A 21,903-nucleotide genomic window follows, 5' to 3' on the forward strand; every position below is an offset into this window, starting at 1 on the left:
TTCCAGGCTTCAAAGGCAGCGACGTCCACGTCGATGCCGTCCATCAGGCGCCAGCCCGTCTGGCGAACGGCGATGCCACCGCCCTCCTCCACAATTTCCACTTGCTCGCCTTGAGCGGCCGCCAGCGCCGCAAGATATTCTGCAAATGCGAGCGGTCCGCCCGGCTTCGTGCCAAGAAGCGCGGCAGTCTCGTCATAGAATTGCATGCCAATGAGACGAGCAGCGTGACCGAGATGGCTCAGCGTTTCATCGGGACCGAAAAGCGCAAGCATGGTGGGCACGAGCGAGCGGACATATTCCATCGCATAGGAACGCTCGACTTTCTTCAGCCGCTCTTCAGGCCAGTTTGCCATGTCGAGCTTCGGCGCTTTGGCGGCGTCAAAATCCGGCGCGCTTTCATCGGGCGCGAAGCGGACGCGTTCACTCTCGGAAATATCGCGGCCGTAATCGTAATAATAGCCTTCTAGGCCCGGCGCGCCTTCGACGGTTTGCCCCGTGCAGACGAATCCCAAGCGCGGATTGCCGAGCGAGACGCCGTTATGGCCATGCCAGCCATGCAGCATGGCCTCGTTGACACTTGCGGGAATGGCGCAGATGGCCGCGCCGTGCCATATCCAGCGCGGCGGCGGATAACGGACCCACGCCTTGCGATCGCTCTCAGGCATGTATTCCGTTTTGACGCCGCCAAGCGCGTTTGAAAAATAGTGATACTGGGCGCAGGCGACGGCATCCGGCAGCGTATCGAGGTCGAGCTTTTTCAGGCCGGGCAGAAATTTTTCAAGGTGCTGACGGCGGAAGTGGCCGAAGACGAAACTCGCCGCCGCCTTCTCGTCCTTGCGGGTTATCAGCGCCAGCACAAGACCCGTCATCAAGGCGTTGTAGATTTTCGCAACAGCCTTGTACCCGCCAAGCGAGGGAGCGACGCTCATTGGAAAATACCGCCGAGATTGGCGAGGATTGCGTTATGTTTGACTTCGGCCATGCGCTCCATCCTTCGCGATATCCATCTTTCATTCTGGATAACACATCTTGGCGCGGCAAGCGCAGCAGGAAGCAGCACAAAGCTTCAGACGAGAGCGCGCAAACGCTAACGACCAAAAAATGAGGCGGTAAAAACCGCCTCATTTCCGGGAGGGAGCATCAAAATCGCACTATTTTCCGACAGGAACCAACGAGGTAACCGTGCCGAGCAAATCGGTCGGATTGGAGCCGCCAACCGCCGTTCCCAATGTCGACAGCAAACCAAGGGCGTCCTGAACCTTTGCCGTCGGATCGCCGCCAGTTGGAAGCGCACCGGAGAGGGCCGCAAGCGGTGTGCCCGCCGTCAGGTCGCCAAGGAGTGCCGTCGGATCGCCGCTGCCACCGGGAAGCGAGGGAATGGTGCCAGCAGGGACGATGTCGCCGAGGGCTCCACCGTTGCCGCCAGCGAGCAACCCGCCAACGACGCCGTTTGTGCCCACAATGCCGGTGAGCGGGTCCTGACCGGTCAGGTCGACGAGCAAGCCGTCCTTGCCGTTCACGCCGAGGCCGGGGATCTGACCTGTGACCATATCAAGCGGGATAGCCCCGGATATCTGATCGACAACAGGTGAGAGCTGGCTCGATATCGGTGCGAGCTGGTCCATGGGGATCACGCCGCCCAGTTCTCCGCTCGAACCACCACCGAGAAGACCTTCCGTGCCGAGGATCGGGTCCGTCAGCGCTGCAACGCCGAGCCCTTCGGTAACGCCGCCGCTGCCGGTGACGCCAAGTTGCGGAGTCGTCAGAGTACCCGGCGTGCCGCCACCGCCGCCAGTTCCGCTGACGCCATCGCTGCCGCAAGCAGCGAGCAGAGGCAAGACGCTTGCGAGCAGAAGACCCCGCGAAAGTTTTGAGTTCAACATTTTCACTTCTCCCATCCAGATGACTGATCGGAGGCTACGCCGTCGTTTTAGTGAACGGTGTAAAGGCTTGTGCGCTTAAGTCGGGATTTGTTCCGTTAACGGAGACCGTGAGGGGCAAGCGCATGGATGGCCGGATTTGATCCCCTGATTGGCCTCTTGGGCACTCCTGTATGAGAGCGCTGCTGTTCATATGTCTTGTCGGCTGATCGATATTGGGACAATGGCGGATTGGGGAGACGATTTATGGCCGCGCAAATTGCAACAACAACAACATTTGCGGATACGATTCCGGCAAGGCCGCATGCGCCAGACAAGGCGCCGGGATTAGCCTCCGTCCTTCTCCGCCCGCATCTGCTCGGAAACCTCATCGCGTCGTTTCCAGATTTCTGGTACGAGACCGACTTCTCGGATTTTCGCGTCGGCATAGCCAGCGCCGGGCGCGGCATATTCATCAACGAGCCGAACGCCATCCGGCATGTGCTGGTCACCAATGCCGAGAACTACCCCAAGGACGAAAATCAGCTTTCCATTTTGAAGCCGCTGCTTGGCAATGGCTTGCTGACTGCCGACGGCAACATATGGAAGCGCAACCGCAAACTTGCTGCGCCGATATTTCAGCATTCGAGCGTCAAGGATTTTGCGCCCCTTTTCGTCGCAGTCGCCGAGCGCTCCCTCGATCGCATTCTCGCAAACGGAGAGCCCTTTCTCATCGACCGTGAAATGACACGGCTGACATTGGAAATTATCGGCGAGAGCATACTCGGCGCGGATCTGAGCAATGACATTGAAGGTATTGCCGATACGGTGACGCACACTCTCGACAAATTCCCCGCCATGTTTCTCGCAAGTACGTTTCTCCCGCCGCTATTGCGCGACGGCTTCATCGAGCGGCTTGTGCAGCCGGGCCGGCGCAGCCTCGACGGCTTCGCGCGCAAAATCATCAAGTATGCCAAGGCAAAAAAGAGCGAAAACACATTGCTGAAACGTCTGATGGATGCCTCGATTGCCGATGACGGCGTGGAGATGAGCGTCGATCAGGTGCGCGACGAGGTGGCGACGTTTCTTCTTGCAGGCCATGAGACGACTGCCACCACGCTGTCCTGGGCATGGTATCTTCTGACCCTGCACCCAGAAGCGCTTCGACACATCCAATCGGAAATCGAAGAGACCGCCGGTAACAGGCCGCTTACCGCAGATGACGTTCCAAGCTTGCGCTATACGCGCGCGGTGATCGACGAGACGCTCCGCCTCTATCCTGTCGTCGCCAATATCATGCGCAAGATCGTCAAGGATGACGAAATGCCAGACGGCACGGAGCTGCGCGGAGGACGCACGATCCTGATCTCGCCCTGGGTCATGCACCGGCATCGCAGCTACTGGCGCGATCCCGATCGCTTCGATCCGACACGCTTTCTCGGAGAGCAGGCGAAGTCTGTTCCGCGTTACGGCTATCTTCCATTCGGCGGCGGGGCGCGGGTCTGCATTGGCGCAAGCTTTGCGTTGCTGGAAGCGGTTCTCATTCTCGGCACATATGCGAGACGTGCGGATATTCGCATCGTCAATGCCGATGCCGTGATGCCGCAAGCACGGATCGTTTTGCGGCCGACGGTTCCTATTCGCGCAATCGCGACATTGCGGGCGAACCAACTTCGTTAATGCACGCCCACACAGACGATGACAAAACTCAACGCAATACAATCAAGTTGTCTGAGCCAGCTTGATAAGGTCTTCCCATGTTGATCGGTATACGGAGATGCTCTGAAGCACTCCTGCTCCGCAATCAGGGAGGAGACCAGATTGAAAAGAGTTCATCATATTTTGGCAGCAGGCGTCCTGGCCGCCGGCTTTGTCGCGTTTTTCGCTAGCACGAGCGCACAGGCCGCTCTGGAATCGGGAAAGCCGCACTACTTCCTGCAAACGGGTTCCGACCTCGAAAAGGCTTGCGCCAATCCGGTCGATGCAAAAGCCATAACCGCAGAGGAACGCGAACGCCTGCTCATTTGCGGCTCCTATATACAGGGCTTTCTCGCGCATTACGGCTTGGTGCGGCAGGAAATAAAATCGGCTTCGTTCTGTCTGCCTTCGGGAGGCATCAGCGGCGAGAAAGTGCGCGCGCTCTTCCTTGTGCTCCTGCAACAAAAGCCGCAAATCCGGGATTTGCCCGCAAGCGTCGATCTGGCGACAAGCCTTGCATGGGGATATTCATGCGCTCAAGCGACAGGCGCCAACACGTCCGGCGCCGACAAATCAAAGCGAAGCGAAACGGGAGCGCATTAAACGCGCACCTCCCAACACGGGCCGTGACATCAATTCGCGTGGGTAAAATTTTCACTACGCCGGTCTCTCCATTCGGAGAGGAGCGCGACCAGAAGCCCGCGAAGCTCGCTGTCGCTCAAGCTGCGAACGGCACCGGCCAGATCGCTCAGCATATCGTCGAGCGGGGTTGCGAATTCTTCAGTCACGATACGCTTGTCGTCCATGATCGGTGCCTCTTTGTCGCGTAAACGGTTTCTTGCCGATTCACTTCCCCCACACTCAAGATGAGGGAAAACGCTCGCGATGACTGTGGAAAACTGTGCCAATTCGTAAAAGCCCCCGCGTGTATTGGGGGCATAGACAGAGATCCATGATTGGAAAAATACCGTAGTGACGCTGTCTTTTTCAAATCACGGAGGACAACACAGGATCGAGTTCTTGTGATCGACTGTCGAGACGTGCACAATACAACCGGGACGGATTAAATGTTCGCTGCGAATTTTGTGGGGGCGCAGTCGCTATAGGCCAGTCGATCGTAGGGAGGAAGACGCGATGAGATATGCCGTGGCATCTGAGGACAATGTCGAGGCTGCAGGTGAAGACGCCGTTTCGATTCTACTCGTCGATGATGATCCCGATATTCGGTCAGAATTGAGTGAATATCTTTCCGCTCACGGTTTCTCTATCAGCGAAGCCGCTGATCGGCGGTCGGCGTTGCAGCAATTTGCCGCGAAACCACATAACCTTGTCGTGCTCGATCTCTGGATCGGAAAAGATAACGGTTTCGATTTTCTGCGTGAAATCCGTCAGACTCATTCCACGCCATGCATCATGGTAACGGCGCATGGCGAAGCGACCGACAAGGTCGTGGGGCTTGAGCTCGGTGCGGACGATTATGTCGTAAAGCCTGTCAACCTTCGCGAACTTCTTGCACGTATTCGCGCGCTTTTACGCCGCTCAGGTAGCAATGGTGGTGGCAACCACAATGGCGGAACCGTCAAGAAAGACAGCAGCGACCCCGCGGCCAATGGTTGGCATTTCGATCCCGTGCGACGCAACCTTCTTTCGCCGGAAGGTGAGCTTGTGCCACTGACGACGGCGGAATGCGATCTTCTGATCGAGCTTGTCGCGCATGAAGGTCGCCCGCAGACACGAGAAGACCTTTGTCGCCGTGTGTTTAACCGAGCGTGGCAGCCTTATGACAGAAGCCTCGACAGTATCGTCGTGAAGCTGCGCCGCAAGCTTGAACCCAATCCCGATCATCCGATGGTCATCAAGACGATCCGCGGCAAAGGCTATCTTTTCACCGGGTTTCCGACGGAGCCGTAAGGGCCGCCTGCATAGTCAGTGCGACAAAGCCACCTTGCTCATGATTGCCAAGCGCAAGGTGGCCACCACTTTCGCGAATGATCGTGTCACAAATAGCCAGGCCGAGACCTGTGCCCTGCTCCGCCGGCTTTGTTGTGAAAAAGGGCTCAAGGGCGCGCTTGATCACGCCAGGCGGAAATCCCGGCCCATTATCCTCGATGCGCAGAACGACTTCACCCTCCCTTTCCGGCGAAGTGAAAGATCGAATGCATATCTTTCCGCCCCCTGCCTCTCCGCGCCCGTCGCCGCCCACGCCGGAAATGGCGTCCGTGGCGTTCTGGATAAGATTCGTCAGCACCTGTTCAAGTTGCAACTCATCCGCCTGAACGGTGAGGCCCTCGGCCAGATCGAGTTCGACGGTGACGCCCGCATGTTCCAGCACGTGGCGTATCATCAGCAGAACTCCTTCGACGAGTTCATCGACTGAAACCGCAGCGCTCTCACCGACGCTCTTGCGCCCAAACCTGCGCATGCGGTCTATGACATTCGCTGCGCGGTCGACCTGCGCCAGAACGCGAGCGATCTTGACCCCGACTGCGGCGGCATCGAACTTCGGAGAGGAAAGCAATGCTTCCAGGTTCTGTGTGGCGAGGGAAATCGTGTTAAGCGGTTGCTTCAATTCATGCGCGATGCTGGCCGACATCTGCCCCAGCGCGGCCATTTTCGCCGTCTGTGCGAGTTGGGCCTGTTCCTCGCGCAACAACAAGGCTTGCCGCAGGATGAATGCGAATCGCTCCGCAAAGACAATCCCGTCGGCGCTCAAACCTTCGGCCGCATCTGTCGTGCAGAGCAGATAGGCGGCCTGCCCCCTGAGCGGCAGAGCGAAGGCAACGATGCTCCCTCCATCGAGCTTCAGCGCCTCACGAATGGCGCCCGTCGTTGGATCTTCGATCGCATAGAGTTTGAATCGCGATTCTGCGGTAGCGGCAGCGATCTCATCAACCACAACCCCCGCCGATCGATCAAGAATGCGCGGCGCGGGGATTAGTATTCGTGGCCTGCCATCGAAACCCGGCTCAACTATCGCCGCTTCTTCGCCACCTATATTCTCACAAAGAAGTTCCGTGAGACGAGCGAGCTTTTCTCGTGGCGTCCGGCTATCGAGCAGGAGCCGCAAGCCTTCGAGCATGGCATCGTCCTCGACGCGACGACGTTCTTCACGATGCCTGGCCGAGCGCACTTGCGACAATGCCGCCGTCGCTTCATTCATCAGCGTCGAGGCACTTCGTGCAGGTATGCAAGTCAGCGTGCCGACATAGGTCGGAAGGCCGGAAATATCGTTTTCGCGCTGCATGGCCGAAACGTAGAATATGTTGTCAGCCGACATTCGCGCAGCGGGCCCTTCGCTTATCTGCGCGCGCATGTGGCGAATACTCGGCTCGACCTGCAGCAGATCGAAAAGATTTCGCCCGCCAGCACCGACAATCAATGCTTGAAGATTTGCGCCTTCGATTGTACCGGCAAGGTCGGCGCGGCGATTGAGAACACGGCGGCAGCGCATGACGCCGTCGGAAGCCGCTTCCCAAACAATATCGACGCCGAATTCGAGCCAGGCGAGAGTTTCCGCGCTCACCGTTGCAAGGCGACGCCGGGCCACCTCCTCAGACGTGCCGCGTTCAATGCGAGCGAGTGCCGCTGCGACTAGCCGCGCAAGAGAGGAAAGGTAGCGTAACCTTTCACCATCAGGCTCGGCGCCCGATACAAAGAAACCGGCAAAGCTTTCCCACCCCGTGGACTGGTTAATGGCTGTTAGTGCGCCCCATTGTGGAGCATCGCGCATGGCCTCGAAACTGCGCGCACTGGCTCTTGCGCGCCTGAACCAATCTTCGAAATTCCTGTTCTCGGCAATCGCCGGGCCGTCGCCCGATACCGTTTGCCACACAATCAATGGCCTGCCGTCGGATGCCGCGCTGATTTCGCAAATCGCGAGTTTGGAACCGCCGTCAACGCGCGCAATCAGATCGAGACCGGAGCGCAGAGCCGCGCGTAACTCTTCAGCTTCATGCGCCGTCGCCAGCGCCGAGGAAAACTCGATCAGCGCCAGCTCCGACGCCGCGCTTCCTCCAGGCTCGACTTCCAATCTGCTCGACGATCCCATGAGCTGCATGAATGCTTGCTCCCCTAGCCCGATGGATCGGCGACGATGAATGTCGTCGATACGGGTGGCAGATTCGAGAGATCGGGGACAAAGGGCAAAGACGGCAGATCCACATTCGATTCATTGACGCTGACACGGATCACCGTCTTGCCGTTCGCTGTGGTTATGTCGACAGCAGGCGTGGCGTTTCTGACGAGCCCCGAATAGCCGGCGAGCGCTTCATTCATTGCAGTGATCGCGCTGCTTCTACGCTCAGCATCCGTCAACCCGGCAACGGCGGCGCGGCCGCCTTCCGCCACCACGTAAGACAATGCAATGCGCCCGGCAAACTGAAAGCCGAAAGCTATGATGCCAAACAGCATCATCAGGAACAGGCCGGCCACCATCGCGAATTCGATGGCAACCGTACCCCGTTCGTCCCGAGCCAGAGCTTGCCTCCGCTCCGCTTTTAACCGTCTGCCGAAGATGCGCATTTAACTGCCTGCGGCCGTCGCGACATCCGTTGACAGATTATTGAAAATTGTCGTCAGGTTCGACCCGATATTGCCGATGGCAAGAGTAATGCCCAGGACAATGCCAGCAGCCAGAAGGCCATATTCCACGGCCGAAAGCCCGCTATCGTCGGCTGCAAAACGCTTGGCAAATTCCGTCAGTTTTACCGTATTCATCTTATCCTCCTCCGCCGGCGACAGAATTGTCGCCATCTTCACATCCCAGCGTTTGTTCGCCGCCCCCTGTTTCAGTTTTACTCCGCCTGTTTTTCGACCTGTGTCGCGTTTAGCGGAGTTGTGTGAGCCGGATTAACTGGCCCGCTCTTCTATCTCACAGCGAAGCTCATCAACGCGTCGTGTTGCTAAGGCCGCTGGTCGGATTCACAGGCTTCCCGATTCCGTCGACATAGTGTTTGTAGATCGCGTCCGCCTCGTCGGCGCGCATGGGAGGCGTATTGCCGCTTGCCGCCTGCTGCGCACTCATCACCGTCTCTTGTTGTGTAGGCCCCGTCATCTTCTCAGGCGCGCATCCGAAAATCGGGCAGATCGAAACGAGCGTGAAAAGCACCGGCAAAAAAGATCGATCCAATTTGTTTCCTCGCATCATCATTCCACCGAAGCCTTGTGTTTGGCCTGCACCCAATCGGCCGCGAATTTCCGCACGTCGGAGCGCTCACGTGACGTCGCAATATTGTCCAGCACGGCACGCGCCTCCCGATCCTTTCCCGCCATCATCAAGGCAAGCACGAGGTTGTTGCGGATCGATTCCGACGCAGGGTCTAGCTCTTGCGCCTGGCGAAGATTGAATTCCGCCTTGGCGAGCGCATCGTCCGTGCCCAATTGAATTTGCGCGAAAGCAAGATTGTTCAGGTAGTCGGCACTTGACGGTCGCGTGGCGACGGCTTGCGCAAAATGGTCTTCGGCGGCAGCCCAATGTTCTCTGCTCGCATCGACGCGTCCGAGACCGTTATACCCGATAGCGGCGAGGTCCGTTTTTTCCAGCGCGGCAAAGGCTTTGGCGGCATCGTCAAACTTACCGACACCCAGCAAGGCCTCGCCATGCAGCATATAGAAGCGCGGCGTTTTCTTCTCCGAGACGGCATATTGATCGAGATAGCCGAGTGCGGCGCGATAGCGCTTCTGGTCCACCAATCCTTCGACGATGGAAAGATATAGCGTTGAGGTCGACGAAGCCGGGGGCGCTTCGACGGTGCTTGGCGCGGGCGTGAGCGTTCCAAGCGAACTCAGCACTTGCTTGTCGCATCCGGCAAGAACCGCGGATGCCGCACAGACTGCAACGACGAAGCAATATTGTTTCACTCTATGGCCGTTCATTTGGCATGTGTCCTTTGCGCAGCCGCCTGAATAGTGCCAGCGACGTTGACGAAAGCCGGGCCCACGAGAACCACCAGCAGAACGGGCACGAAGAAGAAAACCATGACGACGGTGAGGTAGGTCGCGCGGCGCCCGCCCTCTTCGCGGGCACGGGCCAGCCGCCTGTCGGAAAGCTCCGCTGAAAAACGGCGCAGGCTCGGTCCGAGTTCCCCACCCTGAAACATTGCCTGCTTCAGCAGATTGGCAAAGTCGACACCCTCATCGACGGCCAGACGTTGACCGAGCCGGTCGAGCCCCACGTCATAGGGAACGCCATTATCTATATCGGCGACGTGCCGTGCCAATATGGATGCGACTGTCGGCGCTGCGGGCCGGGCGGCTTGCGCCACGTATTGCAGGCATTGGTCGATGCTCACGCCGCTATCAAGTACCATGAGGACAATGTCGAGAACGGGCGGCAATTCGCGCTGTACGCGCCGGGCGCGCCGTTCTCCCAGATATTTGATCGCGATCAGGGCATAGCGATAGAAAAGAACAGCAAAAACCGCCGCTACGAAAAAATTGAAGAGCGTCACTTTCTCGCTGCGCATGACCAGAACAGCGCCAAAAATGGAGACCGCCACGCCAAAACGTAGCGCGAGAAACATGTAAAGTGCGGAGGGATGAAAAAAGCCAGCCTTGGCCAGGATCGCCCGCACTTCGCCGCTCGACCCTTCATCACGTTCAATTCGCTGACCAAGCCATTCCAGATACCGCAATGCCTGGTCGACAAACCGCGGGCGCGACGCCCCGTTCGCGAGCAACGCAGACAGCCGGTTATTGGCCATGCGCTCACGGAGCAGCGCCGAACTCGACACACCGATCGCGACTATCCCCGCCGTCGCAGACAAGGCCGCCACAATCCAGATCAATTCGTTGCGCAGAAAATCGGTCAAATCCGTCTCCCGCTAGTAATTGACACGTATGATCGAGCGCATCAGCAATGCGCCGACAATTTCAGACAAGCAGGCATAGATCAGAAACTTGTTCCCCGTCGGATCCTCGATGAAGTAGCGCGCATAGTCGGGGTTCTTCATCATCACGACGGCACAAGTCGCCAGCGGCAGCAGCGCCAAGATCCAGGCGCTGGCCCGAATTTGCGAAGTATTGGCGCGAACCTCGCGATCCACGGCCGAGCGACGGCGCATATTTTCGATCAGATTGGCGAGGACGAATGCAAGAGAACCGCCGAACCGCAAATTCGTTTCGATCGCCGTTCCGAAGAGGTGCAACTCGTGCAGATCGAGATCATCGGCGAGTTGATTGACGCTTTCGGCGACACCTGCGCCATTCGCGATGCGCCGAATTGTGGGCGTAAAGAACTCGACAAGAACGGGCGGCGACGCTTGCGTCGCACGCGCAAGAGCGACCGACAGAGAGTTTCCGACGATCAACAATTGACGCACGCGATCGAGAAAGCCCGACATGCAAGCCGAAAGCGCATTCATCCGACGCGAGGCAAGATGATCGAGGACGGCAATCGCGGATAATACAAGCAGGCCGTCAACGGTCGCGGCCACGAGGATGCCGAAAGCCAGCACAAGCACGATCCAGATTGCGGCGAGGCCAAACACAATCAGCAGGAACAATTTCGGATCGATCTGGATGCCAGCCTGAAAGAGGCGACGCTTGGCAAAGGCAGGCAGAAGTCTTTCCACCTCATGCAACGCAAGGCGTCGGCCCGCAGGCGCCGAAGGGGCGCTCGCCTGCACCAGCACACGCAGCCGATCCCGCATTTCGACATTGCCGCTCTGGCGATGCCACACGACGACAGCGAAGGCACCGCCAGCGAGGCAGAGGATCGCAATCAGCATATTTGTGGCCTGCAAGAGCATGTTTTCGCTACCCCCGAAATTCGGTCATACGATGCGCCGCATACCGGCGGCCTCGTCTGCCTGGAAGATCTCCCGCATCGAATAGGTTGGCCCCTCCATGCCGACGAGCTCGCTTACCGAGCCGATACGACGCAAACCACCCGTTTGCCTTTGAACGTGAACCACGAGGTCGATTGCCCCGGAAATAAAGCGCCGCACAGCCTGAAGCTCGCTGGCAAAGCCGTGAAGGCCGATCAGCATTTCCAGACGCTCCAGCGCATCGCGCGGCCCGTTGGAATGGATCGTCGCCATGGAACCATCATGGCCCGTGCCCATTGCCTGCAGCATTTCAATGGCTTCGCTCGACCGCACCTCACCAAGAATGATCCTGTCGGGGCGCATGCGCAGAACGTTGCGCAGGAGATCACGCGAACTGACTTCGCTTGCGCCGTCCAGCGAGGCGGGCCGCGTTTCAAGGCGTACGACATGAGACTGCTGCAATTGCAGCTCGGCGGCGTCTTCAATGGTAACGAGACGTTCTTTCGGGCCGATATAGGAACTCAGCACGTTGAGAAGCGTCGTCTTCCCCGTCCCTGTGCCGCCGCAAATAAGGATGTTGCGCTTGCCGCGCACGGCGTCGGCGAGAAGCTTCAGCGTCTCCGCGCTCATAGTTCCACCGCGCACCAGGTCTTCACCCATGAGCGGCGTCCGCTTGAACTTCCGGATCGAGAGGATCGGTCCATCAAGCGCGACGGGCGGTATGATGACGTTGACGCGGCTACCATCCGGCAACCGGCCATCAACATAAGGCGAGCTTTCGTCGACGCGCCGTCCGATGGGACTCACGATCCTTTGAATGACATTCATCAGATGCGTTGTGTCGCGAAAGCGCGCGGCCACGGGCTCAAGCTCGCCGTGGCGTTCCACGTAAATCTTGTTTGGGCCATTGACGATGATGTCGTCGACCTCGATATCGTTCAACAAGGGCTCCAGAGGACCAAAGCCGACGATTTCGTTCTGCACGTCCTCGATAAGTTGTGCCCGCTCTTTCAAATTGAGCGCCAGACCACGGGACATCAGGATCACGGAAATTGCGCGGGCGATTTCATCCTGCAATACGGCGCGGGGTATCGATTCACCCTGCATGCCCTGCTGTTCCAGATATTCGAGCGTAAGCTCGAACACGCGAAACTTGATCTGCTGATAGCGATCCGAAACACCGATCTCATTTGCGGCATTGAGCGAGGCGCGCATATAGGGTTCAAGGGGCTTGCTCATGGCACAATCCCCATCAGCTTGCGCGCCCAGCTACGCATTGGTTGCTCATGTTCCTGTGCAACACCGCGTTCGGGCATCAATCCCATTACAGACAAGATATTCGTCAACTGATCGGCATAAGGCGATGGTCCGGCAAGGCTCAACGGCAGGCTGCGGTTCACGCTATCGGCAAGCTCTGCCCAACGCGCACAAAGCCTGACCGCATGGCCGGGCGACAACGCATTCCTGATTTCTTCAAAGCCCGGCGCGAGAGAGGGTGCGAATTCATGCACGGCAAGCACCGGATCAATCGCGGCTGGTCGAAGTGCGTTGACGACGCGTATCAGATCGCCTGCCGCCTTGATGGAGGTGAAGCGCTGATTGCAGGAGAGAAAGAAAATCGCATTCGCACCTGGCAGGGCGATCAGATCTTCCTGACGTGAGAACGGCCCGTAATCTATGACGACGATGTCATAGAGCGACTGCAACATCTGGATCAGCGCCCGCAGATCCTGCATGTCGACAGCCCAGCCGTCGGCATCGCCATAGCGCGAGAGCGGCAGGACGTAGAGCCCGGATCGGGGGCAGCGAGCAAGCGCACCGTCAAGCAATGCGCGATCGAGGCGCGCGATGTCTTTCACTGCATCGCCGACACGGAATGGAAGCTCGATGCCCAATGCAATGCCAGCATCGCTTGCTGGCAGAGACAGATCGACGAGAATGACGCCGTCGCTGCGCCGGGCAGCGGCCAGCGTCGATGAAATATTGACTGCGAGGTCTCGGGCTTCGTCTCCCGGCGTCGGGCTCAAGACACAAACCGTCTGACCGCGGCTTGAAGAGCCGACACCGGGCCGCGATCCAAGATGACGCAAGACCACGGACTTCAATTCCCGGTCATTGGCCTCGCGATCCACGAAATCTTGCGCGCCTGCACGCATCGCCGTCAGTATGAGCTGCGCGCCCATCTCGTTTCCGACGACGATGATCGGCGTTTCCTCAAACCATTGGCGGATTGTCGAAAGGCGCTCATAGGTCGTCTGCGCGCCGGTACGTGTGTCGCTGTCGACGATGACGGCGTCGGGCATGAACTGCTTTCCGGCCTCCACGATATCCGTGGCCATCGGATCGGCGCGCATGACCGTCGCAACGGTTTCGAGCGCACGCTTTACCTGCTCGCCGAGAGCGCCTTCGCCGGAAATGAGAAGAACGCGGTACATGACGATTACCTCATCAGACCGAATTGAACGACCTTGCGGTCAAGCTGATCGGTATTCAGAAGCATCTGGCCGACGCTCGGATCGTATTTCCGACCTTCGCCGGGCAGTTTGGGCACCGCATTCGCCTCCATCGGCGACACCAGACGCGGCGTGGCGATAATGATAAGTTCCTGCTGTTCCTGCTTGTTCATCGAGGTCTTGAAGAAATTGCCGATGATCGGCAGATCTCCGAGGCCGGGCACCTTGTCCTCAAGGTTCGAGGATGAACTGAACATCAAGCCGGCGAGAACGAAGCTCTGACCATTGCCAAGCTCAACCGTCGTCCGCGTCGAACGGGTTCTGATGGCTGGAATATTGAAGCCTTGCACAGTGATGCCGTTTGCCGGATCGAGCTCGCTCACTTCCGGGTTCACCTTCAGGATGATGCGATCGTTCTCGAGCACAGTTGCCATGACATTCAGTTGAACGCCGAATTTCTTGTATTCGATGGTCACGCTGCCGGTGCCGACACCGGATTGCGGCACGGGGATCGGAATTTCGCCGCCTGCGAGAAAGTCGGCTTCTTCGCCGCTACGCACCAGCAGTGTCGGTTCTGCAAGCATCTGCGCGAGATTTGCGCTGCTCAGCGCGCTGACAACGCCGAGAAAATTATTGGAGCCGGGCCAGGACAGAAGAAGATTGAACGCCTGCGCCACCGGAAGCGTCGGTGCGAGATCGAGGCCTGTGCCGTTCGTGTAGCCGGGCATAGCGCCGGAACTCGGGCCGGTCGAGGCAAATTCGAAATTGCCGCCCAGCGCGCGAAAATTCAAGCCGAGCGCTTTCAGCGTATTCACCGACACCGCCGCGAAGCGGATTTCAACCGCGACCATGCGTTGCTCGGACACTTCGACCAGATTGCGAGCGTCCTTGCCGACATAGGAAACCACCAGGTCTTTGACCCGCTCGCGATCAGCAAGGCTGTTGACCTTGCCTTTCAGCACCGTCGTCTTGCCCGTGTTGGATAACTTGACACCACTGAAGGCAGGCTCTTGCGCCAATGCGTCTTCAAGGCCGGACAGATCAGCACCGACGACGCAACGATATGAGGCGCTTTTGCCACCCTCGTACCAGACGGTCAGGTCCGCTGAGCCGGTATCCTGCCCGAGTAAACGAAGCTCGCGCGAATTGACGACTTTCACGTCGACGATCTTCGGGTCGCTGACTGCGATCCGATCGATGAGATGCTCAGACTTCAAGACTTTCTGACCACCGAGCGGTATCTGCAACGAATTCGACGCGGCGAACGCGCTGTCGGCAAACGCCAGAGCCAACAGGATAAAGCCCGCCAGGAACGTGAAAGCTTTCGGAGTAGACGACGAAAAATTCCGCATGATCTTGCTACCTGCCGATTTCAGCGAGAGGTTGTCACGGTTGTCGTCGCCGCGCCCGAATAGAGGATGATCTTGCGACCAGATGAGACGACCGCTTTAGTCGGCATCGTAGATCTGGCCGTCGTTTCTGTGCTTGTCGCGCCGAGATCGGACAGGCTCACTGTCGTTTCCGGCGCTATGTTTTTGTCGGCGGGGTTGCGGATCGCCAGCGTCATCTTGCCGAGACGATCTGCAAGAGCAATTCTGGCGACCTCGTCCGGCGCCACTGCCAGAGTGACTGTGCGCGCGCCGTTCAGCGCATCAGCGCCCTTGGTTTCCAGTTTTTCGCCGACTGCCAGAACTTCGATGTTCTGAAGAAGCAGGGTCGTTCGGCTTTGATCGGCCGCCTTATGCCCGCCATCCATCGTCTGAGGAAAGACGGAATCGGGCAGCGTCGCGAACACATCAACCCGATCATTGACGCGCAAAAAACCACCGACAATCTGATCTTCCGCAATTCTTACCGAGAATGCGCGGATGCCGGATTGAACAAGCGCGGCAACGCCTGCCGCCTGCTTTGTGGCGCTCAACGCATCGCCGAGAATAATCTGTGAAGGAAGGATATCGATTGTGGCGACGCGCCCGATGACCGCGGAAGGCTCGTCGAAACTGCCTGACGGCGCCGGTCCAGCAACGCCATACGGCATCACATCGTCGGAGGTGACCACCGCGCCGCGCGGTATGGCGCGGGCCGCGACCAGAATTTTCTGTATGGATGATTGAAGCGCTGCTACCGAGGTCTCGCTTTTAACGGCAGATTGTGCCGTTGCGGAACGCGCAGCGATATTCGTCCAGATCAAGATCGCGGCTGCCGCGATCAGCGCCGCCCCCACCGTTAAAAACAATAGCGGATTGCGCTGCAATTTCTGAGCAAAGCCCATAATCACTCCCCTCTTGGCGCCTCTCGCTCCCACTCGAAACGCCTTGCCTCGAAGTACAAATCTTCCTTTTCGTCCGCACACAAAAACACGTCTTCTTCATTTCGAGCCTGAAGTCCAAGTGCTTACAAATTCGTTACCGCAACCCAAAACGGAAACATAGATTACAAATCTCGACAATATTCACGGTTTCCATAAATCCCCGCTTCCGCACTAAACACTCGAGCAGAAATCTGGTTCCATTGATTCACACGATTTTTTTTACGGGCTTAGGCGCTTCCCGGAGCATTAAATCAAACAGCCGCACAAAACCGGATTTGAGGAATGCTGACGACCAAGGGTCGTATACGGATCGAAGCGGTGCCGTTCAAGTAGACCACGGTCCAATTCAACGCATGCCGACAATAGTCTACGGTCATGCACATTGATCACCCGTGTTACCCAGATTAAAGACAGGACTCGTCTTTATACGGCAGACATCAATTGTACCATTCGCTCATGCAGACAGGCCGCAGCGTCCGGCCAAAGGCCAGCGAAGGAATCAAGATGATTGCCAGAAAACTTCTCGTAACCGTTTCGAGCGCCGTGCTCCTGTCTCAAGCCGCCTATGCGGCGACCACAAACCCGCTGACCGCCCCCGCGCCGGGCACCATCCTGACGCCGCCCGCGCCTTCGCCCGAACTGCCGCGACGCGAAGTGCCTCGCCTGCGCGAAGATCTGGGCCTTCCCAATGGCGCGGCGAAAGTGTTGAACTTCCGGGTCGCTCAGGTTCGCGTGATGGGCGCGACCGTGATTGATGAGGCCCTCGTTGCCAGGCAATTCGATGCCATCGTCAACAAGCCCATCACTGCGCTCGACCTCAGAGCGGCCCTTGATCGCGTGAACAAGCTTTACGAGGAAGCAGGTTACGCACTGGGCCGCGCCTTTGTTCCAGTTCAGGTGATGCAGGGCGGCACGCTCATCATACGCGTGGTCGAAGGGCATATCGGCGACATCACGATCGACACGGACAGCGAAAGCGCGAAGGCCAGCATCAAGCGCTTCAGTCAACGCATCATGGCGGAAAAGCCGCTGCGTACGGAAACGCTGGAGCGCTATTTGCTGCTCATCAGCGACATACCGGGAATAGAGATCAGCGGGCAATTGACCGGCATGAATGTCTATACCGGCACCGCGACGATGGCGCTGAAAGCGGAACACGACCTCTATTCGCTGAGCACCGCGGTGGACAATCGAGCCAACCTCGACAGCGCGCCATTCCAGACCTATCTCACCGGCGCGCTCAACAGCATCCTGGGTGATGGCGAACAGCTCTCGCTCACGGTCCTCGCTACGCCCGAGATCAGAACGCAGCAATACTTCCGCCTCTCCTATTCGACCCTGATCGGATCAGACGGATTGCGGGCGACGGTCGGCGGTTCATTTGCGAAATCGAAAGCGGGCGATCTCCCCGCCAATTTCGACTTCACCTCGCAAAGCACGGGTTTCGATGCAACGCTCACCTATCCCTTTATTCGATCAATCTCGGAAAATCTGATCGGCAATGTCGGCGCATATGCGACGCAGGCGACCAACGATCTCAATGGCTTTCGTTTTTCCGAGGATGCAATCCGCGCGGCTTTTGCCGATGCCAATTATTCGCTGCGCGTCAATGAGAGGCTATCCATCGGCGCAAATGGCCGCGTGACGCAAGGCATCGGCGCCTTCGGCGCCGGTCCCGACGATATGCTGCATTCGCGTCTCGGCACGAAGCCGTGGTTCTTCAAAACGCGCGCTGGCGCAAATATGTCTTATGCGATCACGGAAAAACTCGGACTGAGCGCCTCGGCAGAGGGACAATATAGTCCTCACTCACTCTATGCTTCCGAGGAAATCAGCTTCGGCGGCGCGCATTTCGGCCGCGGCTTCGACACCTCGGAAACATCGGGCGATAGCGGATATGGCACGTCGCTGCAGATGCAATACAGACTCGATACCGAATTCGCGGGCGGCTGGACATTCGTGCCCTATACGTTTCTCGACCAGTCGCAGGTCTTCAACAAGGCCATCGATCAGCAAGGCAATGATCGCCTTGTATCGACTGGTATCGGCCTCACGGTCTCCAATCGCAAGTGGCTCGCCTTGGGTGTCGAGCTGGATAAACCGCTCAACCGGAGCGTCGCCTCGCGCGGGAACCGCGATCCGCGTCTTTATCTATCCCTCGAATTGCGCCTCTAGCAGCAGCCGCAATCACGTCGAAAGGAAAGCCCGAACGCGAGTTCGGGCTTTCAAGTTTTCGAGGAACACCTGTCGCTGCAGATCAGCGGCCTGAAAGAAGGCCGCCGAGAATGGGAAGAGAGCCTACAACCTGGGTGACGGGTGCGAGCACTCCGCCGCCTTGAGCGGCTGGCAGGCTTGCCGTTGCGCCCGAAAGGACTGTGCCGACGACTGGCACGGAGGCGAGAGCTCCTGTTGCACCGCCCGCAGGTGCGGTCGGCAACCCGCCGGGCAGGCTGTTCAAGACGGTGCCTATCCCGGTCCCGGCCAGAGGGCTGGGAGCGTTGCCCGCGACGACATTAAGCACCGTGACAGCGGCATCGCCGAGAGGAGCAAGCGGCGCATTGCCTTGCGGAAGTTGTGCGGCGACCGCACCGCCGCTCCCGCCGCCGAGAGGGCTTTGTGCGCCTATGAGGTTGCCGACGAGATCGGCGCCGATAAGGGCCGAGACGACGCCGCCCTGCCCCGTCACGCCAAGCGCGGGCACCTGTGACAGGGCACCGGCAACAGCGGATGTGGGGACGGCCTGTGCGACAGGTCCGAGAATAGGATCTGCAACATGATCGCCCAGGAGAGCACCAAGGAGACCATCATTACCACCCGCGAAACTCGCAGGGATCACGCCCTGCGTCCCCAACACCGCGCCGCCGAGATCCAGGCCGGTCAAATCGGCGAGAACGCCGTCGGCACCCGTCAGGCCCAACCCGCCATTGAGTATCGATGCTTGCGTGTCGCCCGCCGCAGAGGCCGCGAGCGAGGGCAGCAGGCCTTTGCCGCCACCAGATGAGCCGAGCAACTCGCTAATGATATTGCCGTTACCCAGAGCGCCATCGAGCACATTACCGAGCGGGTCATTGCCGATGAGGTTTGCTACGGCTCCATTGTCTCCGGAAAGGCCGAGGCCACCTGCCGTGTCGAGCGGCGATGCGGGGCTGCTCGTGCCCGATAGGCTTTTCAATCCGGTAGTGCCCGAGGCGGTTGTCCCTGCTCCACCGACTTCGGATGACATTGAAATCTTGTCCGTGGCGCAACCTGCAAGCAACAGACCGGCCGAGCACAGAATGAGCGTTCTCTTAAGCACTGGCTTCTCCTCCAACTGGTGCCGCGCCGGGATCGCCCACAACTCCTGCGCCTGCTTAATAAATTTGTACGGCAACCTTTGGGAAAGCGGTGTGGTGATATGTAAAGTTGTGTCACGCAGAAGGAGGCAGTCCGTAAACGGATTAGAGTATTCTTAACGGATTGAAATCAGGCGCACTTCACATGACGGATGTTTCATCCGATCATCGTGCGGGAGGAGGCCATCCATGACCGGCTGCACCAAAAAGAGAAAGCTTCGAGGCCGTTTTCGGATAGGACGAAAATTCCTCGTCGATGACGGTGGCGTCATTTCGATAATGGCAGCGCTTTCCCTCGCCATCGTTCTGGCGATCGCGGCTATCGTGGCGGATGCCGGCGTGTTGTTGCTGGAGCGCAGATCGTTGCAGGCCACGACCGACGCGGCGGCGCTATCGGCAGCGCAGCATTTGCCGGACGGCGCACAAGCGGCGGCTGCGGAAGTTCTGGCAGCAAACGGCTATGGCACGGCAAATATCGAGCGGATTGAGACGGGCATCTATAAAGCAGACGAGACAATTCCGGCGACGAGCCGCTTTGTGGTCACCACCAATGATCCAGCGATCAATGCTGTGCGCATCGTCACGAAATCGGACGCACCGACCTATTTCGCACGCGCGCTCGGGCTTTCAAGTTTCAACACCGTGCATACGAGAGCTACCGCCGCCACAGTCGCGACGGCGAGCTTCGGAGCGGGGACGCGCCTTGCACAATTGAACGGCGGCCTCGTCAATCAGCTTCTCGGCGGACTGGTCGGCGCCAATCTCTCACTGTCACTGATCGACTATCAGGCATTGGCAAATACGAAGATCAGCGCGCTCGCATTTTTGGACGCATTGGCAACCCGCACAGGAATTTCCGCTGGCAGCCGCTATGAAGACCTGCTTTCAAGCGGCGTCACCATGGGCAATATACTGGGCGCGGGCCTTGACGTTTTGCGTGACGCGTCCAGCGGTGCTAGCGGGAGCGTGTCAGGCTCCATCTCGGCACTGAACACACTGTCGGGGCAGGTACCACCCGGCACGACAGTCACTTTAGGCAATTTGATCGCGGCCCCAAGCATAGCAGGCCGAACAATCGGCAGCATCGGGGTCGGCGGCGATGGAGCGCAGCTTGACCTCTATAACCTGGTTGCCGCCGCCGCCCGAACGGCTGGAGCCGTAAAGAAGGTGAACGTCGACACGGGCCTCACCCTCCCGATAGCTAACACCGCGCTAAAGGCGAGCGTGGCAATCGGCGAACCAATGGCACAAATTGCGCACGGTACTGTCGGCACATTCATCCGTACCTCGCAGGTCCGCATCGCGCTCAACGTGCAGCTACTGAATGTTTCAATTCCGCTGCTTCTGTCCACTTCGGTCAACGTTCCGATTTACGTCGAAATGGCGCAAGGCACGGCAACGCTCGCCGCCATTCCATGTCGGCCCGAGAAGATGGTGACGTTGCTGGGGGCGTCCGGCGCCGTCAGCGCGCGCTACGGAGATGCTGGAAGCGGCTTCACCAATTTCGCAACATCGCCGACAATCAGCGACCCCGCCATTGTCGATCTTCAAGTCTTGTTTGTAAGCGTGCCGATAAAGGCCAGCGGCGCGGCTAGCGTGGCCAGCGGCTCGGGCAGCGTCGACTTCAGCCAAGCCGACATTGACGGCGACACGATCCGATCGATCAATGGCACAGGCGCAAGCCAACTCTTCCCCAATCTGGCGAGTGCGCTTCGCTTGTCGGTTGCTGGCGCGAACGTACCCAGCGCATTGACGTCTCTGGTTTTCAACGCCGTCAATGCGCTCGGCTCTCCTGTCAGTGCGCTCCTTACGACACTCGGCATTCAACTCGGTGTACTCGACATGACCGTTAGCGGCGCGAAATGCGGGGTACCGGTTCTTGTCGGTTAACCATCCATACAATCACGCACACAATCGCGCGCTTTGCGGCGCTCAGCGTTTTATCGATAGGGCATATTGCGGATACGGTTCCACTCAGTCGCGGTGCCCTTATGAGCATAGCTAGTACAATCAGCGGACAAGAAATGGGCAAGCCGCGAGCCCTCATCTACGATGATGATGAGGTTTTTGCGGAGGAATTTTCAGAAGCACTGGCGCGCATCGGCTACATCACGGAGACGCGAGCCGGGCGCACGAATTTTCCGCAGCTCGTCAATGTGTTCGCCCCCGATCTGCTCATTCTCGATCTTCATATGCCAGGGTGCGACGGCGTCGAAGTTCTCCGTGCGCTCCGAGACTATGAGCGCAAGCAGGAAATGGTCGTGGTGCTGGTTTCCGCAGCGGGCAAGGTTATGCTGGAAAGTGCATCCAACCTTGCCGTTGCCTATGGCATAAAGCTTCTGGGCGCATTACCAAAGCCGCTCAAGCTTGCCGATCTTACGGCCTTGCTTCTCCGCGGTTCTTCCGCTGACGACAAAACTGCACAAATCTGAAGCGTCGGCCGTCGCTGCTTTTTACCATCTCTTAAGAAACACGAGCGTCTCA

Annotated in this window: 21 protein-coding genes; 6 read left to right on the forward strand and 15 right to left on the reverse strand. The window is 58.5% G+C overall.

Translation table 11 applies throughout. The annotated features are described in order from the left end of the window. Together WA943_RS12715 and WA943_RS12720 are read right to left on the reverse strand one after the other, a co-directional pair. A partial coding sequence (locus tag WA943_RS12715) for a hypothetical protein (protein ID WP_424470253.1) occupies positions 1 to 929 on the reverse strand: 929 nt, incomplete at its 3' end. 222 nt (positions 930 to 1,151) lie between these two features. After that, on the reverse strand, positions 1,152 to 1,883 hold the full coding sequence (locus WA943_RS12720; protein WP_424470254.1) for a hypothetical protein: 732 nt from the start codon (positions 1,881 to 1,883) through the stop codon (positions 1,152 to 1,154). A gap of 243 nt (positions 1,884 to 2,126) precedes the next feature. On the opposite strand from WA943_RS12720, the gene WA943_RS12725 reads away from it, so the two are divergent. Further along, on the forward strand, positions 2,127 to 3,539 hold the full coding sequence (locus tag WA943_RS12725) for a cytochrome P450 (RefSeq protein ID WP_424470255.1): 1,413 nt from the start codon (positions 2,127 to 2,129) through the stop codon (positions 3,537 to 3,539). A 141-nt stretch (positions 3,540 to 3,680) separates the two neighbouring features. Continuing rightward, positions 3,681 to 4,160 (forward strand): Rap1a/Tai family immunity protein, encoded by a 480-nt coding sequence (locus WA943_RS12730; protein ID WP_424470256.1) that lies wholly within the window; start codon positions 3,681 to 3,683, stop codon positions 4,158 to 4,160. A 29-nt stretch (positions 4,161 to 4,189) separates the two neighbouring features. Here the strand turns inward: WA943_RS12730 and WA943_RS12735 are convergent, their stop codons facing one another. Then, positions 4,190 to 4,363 (reverse strand): hypothetical protein, encoded by a 174-nt coding sequence (locus WA943_RS12735; protein WP_424470257.1) that lies wholly within the window; start codon positions 4,361 to 4,363, stop codon positions 4,190 to 4,192. Between the two features lie 340 nt (positions 4,364 to 4,703). Here WA943_RS12735 and WA943_RS12740 point away from each other — a divergent pair, with 340 nt between their 5' ends. Further along, complete coding sequence (locus tag WA943_RS12740) at positions 4,704 to 5,468, forward strand: response regulator transcription factor (RefSeq protein ID WP_424470258.1); 765 nt, start codon at positions 4,704 to 4,706, stop codon at positions 5,466 to 5,468. On the opposite strand, the gene WA943_RS12745 is transcribed toward WA943_RS12740, so the two are convergent. The 11 genes from WA943_RS12745 to cpaB all read right to left on the reverse strand — a co-directional run bounded on the left by WA943_RS12745 (position 5,443) and on the right by cpaB (position 16,048). Then, positions 5,443 to 7,614, reverse strand: a complete 2,172-nt coding sequence (locus WA943_RS12745) for a sensor histidine kinase (protein ID WP_424470259.1) — start codon at positions 7,612 to 7,614, stop codon at positions 5,443 to 5,445. The genes WA943_RS12740 and WA943_RS12745 overlap by 26 nt on opposite strands. A 14-nt stretch (positions 7,615 to 7,628) precedes the next feature. Then, a complete protein-coding gene (locus WA943_RS12750) occupies positions 7,629 to 8,078 on the reverse strand; it encodes a TadE/TadG family type IV pilus assembly protein (RefSeq protein WP_424470260.1) in 450 nt (149 codons plus the stop codon). Further along, entirely contained in the window at positions 8,079 to 8,273 is a 195-nt protein-coding gene (locus WA943_RS12755) for a Flp family type IVb pilin (protein ID WP_424470261.1), read from the reverse strand. 169 nt (positions 8,274 to 8,442) lie between these two features. Further along, the gene (locus WA943_RS12760; RefSeq protein WP_424470262.1) at positions 8,443 to 8,580 is read right to left on the reverse strand and encodes a hypothetical protein; all 138 of its coding nucleotides are present in this window, start codon (positions 8,578 to 8,580) and stop codon (positions 8,443 to 8,445) included. 122 nt (positions 8,581 to 8,702) lie between these two features. Next, a complete protein-coding gene (locus WA943_RS12765; RefSeq protein ID WP_424470263.1) occupies positions 8,703 to 9,431 on the reverse strand; it encodes a tetratricopeptide repeat protein in 729 nt (242 codons plus the stop codon). After that, the gene (locus WA943_RS12770; protein WP_424470264.1) at positions 9,428 to 10,366 is read right to left on the reverse strand and encodes a type II secretion system F family protein; all 939 of its coding nucleotides are present in this window, start codon (positions 10,364 to 10,366) and stop codon (positions 9,428 to 9,430) included. The genes WA943_RS12765 and WA943_RS12770 overlap by 4 nt, the downstream gene beginning before the upstream one ends. A gap of 12 nt (positions 10,367 to 10,378) precedes the next feature. Next, complete coding sequence (locus WA943_RS12775; RefSeq protein WP_424470265.1) at positions 10,379 to 11,284, reverse strand: type II secretion system F family protein; 906 nt, start codon at positions 11,282 to 11,284, stop codon at positions 10,379 to 10,381. A 45-nt stretch (positions 11,285 to 11,329) separates the two neighbouring features. Then, a complete protein-coding gene (locus WA943_RS12780) occupies positions 11,330 to 12,562 on the reverse strand; it encodes a CpaF family protein (RefSeq protein ID WP_424470266.1) in 1,233 nt (410 codons plus the stop codon). Beyond that, positions 12,559 to 13,758, reverse strand: a complete 1,200-nt coding sequence (locus tag WA943_RS12785) for a hypothetical protein (protein WP_424470267.1) — start codon at positions 13,756 to 13,758, stop codon at positions 12,559 to 12,561. The genes WA943_RS12780 and WA943_RS12785 overlap by 4 nt, the downstream gene beginning before the upstream one ends. 5 nt (positions 13,759 to 13,763) lie before the next feature. Continuing rightward, positions 13,764 to 15,128 (reverse strand): type II and III secretion system protein family protein, encoded by a 1,365-nt coding sequence (locus WA943_RS12790; RefSeq protein ID WP_424470268.1) that lies wholly within the window; start codon positions 15,126 to 15,128, stop codon positions 13,764 to 13,766. A 20-nt stretch (positions 15,129 to 15,148) separates the two neighbouring features. Further along, on the reverse strand, positions 15,149 to 16,048 hold the full coding sequence (gene cpaB, locus WA943_RS12795) for a Flp pilus assembly protein CpaB (protein ID WP_424470269.1): 900 nt from the start codon (positions 16,046 to 16,048) through the stop codon (positions 15,149 to 15,151). Between the two features lie 543 nt (positions 16,049 to 16,591). On the opposite strand from cpaB, the gene WA943_RS12800 reads away from it, so the two are divergent. Next, positions 16,592 to 18,262, forward strand: coding sequence for a ShlB/FhaC/HecB family hemolysin secretion/activation protein (locus WA943_RS12800; RefSeq protein WP_424470270.1), 1,671 nt, complete (start codon positions 16,592 to 16,594; stop codon positions 18,260 to 18,262). 82 nt (positions 18,263 to 18,344) lie between these two features. On the opposite strand, the gene WA943_RS12805 is transcribed toward WA943_RS12800, so the two are convergent. Continuing rightward, the gene (locus WA943_RS12805; RefSeq protein WP_424470271.1) at positions 18,345 to 19,382 is read right to left on the reverse strand and encodes a hypothetical protein; all 1,038 of its coding nucleotides are present in this window, start codon (positions 19,380 to 19,382) and stop codon (positions 18,345 to 18,347) included. A 226-nt stretch (positions 19,383 to 19,608) separates the two neighbouring features. Here WA943_RS12805 and WA943_RS12810 point away from each other — a divergent pair, with 226 nt between their 5' ends. After that, positions 19,609 to 21,309, forward strand: coding sequence for a TadG family pilus assembly protein (locus tag WA943_RS12810; protein WP_424470272.1), 1,701 nt, complete (start codon positions 19,609 to 19,611; stop codon positions 21,307 to 21,309). A 134-nt stretch (positions 21,310 to 21,443) separates the two neighbouring features. Beyond that, positions 21,444 to 21,851, forward strand: coding sequence for a response regulator (locus tag WA943_RS12815; RefSeq protein ID WP_424470273.1), 408 nt, complete (start codon positions 21,444 to 21,446; stop codon positions 21,849 to 21,851). Positions 21,852 to 21,903 lie beyond the last annotated feature (52 nt).

It is taken from the genome of Parvibaculum sp. (assembly GCF_049651025.1).
Lineage (GTDB): Bacteria > Pseudomonadota > Alphaproteobacteria > Parvibaculales > Parvibaculaceae > Parvibaculum.

Bases quoted from the DNA above. Each gene is read 5' to 3' on its own strand.
- WA943_RS12815 (WP_424470273.1), top strand. From the start codon at position 21,444: ATGGGCAAGCCGCGAGCCCTCATCTACGATGATGATGAGGTTTTTGCG.
- WA943_RS12785 (WP_424470267.1), bottom strand. From the start codon at position 13,758: ATGTACCGCGTTCTTCTCATTTCCGGCGAAGGCGCTCTCGGCGAGCAG.
- cpaB (WP_424470269.1), bottom strand. From the start codon at position 16,048: ATGGGCTTTGCTCAGAAATTGCAGCGCAATCCGCTATTGTTTTTAACG.
- WA943_RS12780 (WP_424470266.1), bottom strand. From the start codon at position 12,562: ATGAGCAAGCCCCTTGAACCCTATATGCGCGCCTCGCTCAATGCCGCA.
- WA943_RS12755 (WP_424470261.1), bottom strand. From the start codon at position 8,273: ATGAATACGGTAAAACTGACGGAATTTGCCAAGCGTTTTGCAGCCGAC.
- WA943_RS12725 (WP_424470255.1), top strand. From the start codon at position 2,127: ATGGCCGCGCAAATTGCAACAACAACAACATTTGCGGATACGATTCCG.
- WA943_RS12810 (WP_424470272.1), top strand. From the start codon at position 19,609: ATGACCGGCTGCACCAAAAAGAGAAAGCTTCGAGGCCGTTTTCGGATA.
- WA943_RS12790 (WP_424470268.1), bottom strand. From the start codon at position 15,128: ATGCGGAATTTTTCGTCGTCTACTCCGAAAGCTTTCACGTTCCTGGCG.
- WA943_RS12735 (WP_424470257.1), bottom strand. From the start codon at position 4,363: ATGGACGACAAGCGTATCGTGACTGAAGAATTCGCAACCCCGCTCGAC.
- WA943_RS12765 (WP_424470263.1), bottom strand. From the start codon at position 9,431: ATGAACGGCCATAGAGTGAAACAATATTGCTTCGTCGTTGCAGTCTGT.
- WA943_RS12750 (WP_424470260.1), bottom strand. From the start codon at position 8,078: ATGCGCATCTTCGGCAGACGGTTAAAAGCGGAGCGGAGGCAAGCTCTG.
- WA943_RS12800 (WP_424470270.1), top strand. From the start codon at position 16,592: ATGATTGCCAGAAAACTTCTCGTAACCGTTTCGAGCGCCGTGCTCCTG.
- WA943_RS12775 (WP_424470265.1), bottom strand. From the start codon at position 11,284: ATGCTGATTGCGATCCTCTGCCTCGCTGGCGGTGCCTTCGCTGTCGTC.
- WA943_RS12760 (WP_424470262.1), bottom strand. From the start codon at position 8,580: ATGAGTGCGCAGCAGGCGGCAAGCGGCAATACGCCTCCCATGCGCGCC.
- WA943_RS12720 (WP_424470254.1), bottom strand. From the start codon at position 1,883: ATGTTGAACTCAAAACTTTCGCGGGGTCTTCTGCTCGCAAGCGTCTTG.
- WA943_RS12745 (WP_424470259.1), bottom strand. From the start codon at position 7,614: ATGCAGCTCATGGGATCGTCGAGCAGATTGGAAGTCGAGCCTGGAGGA.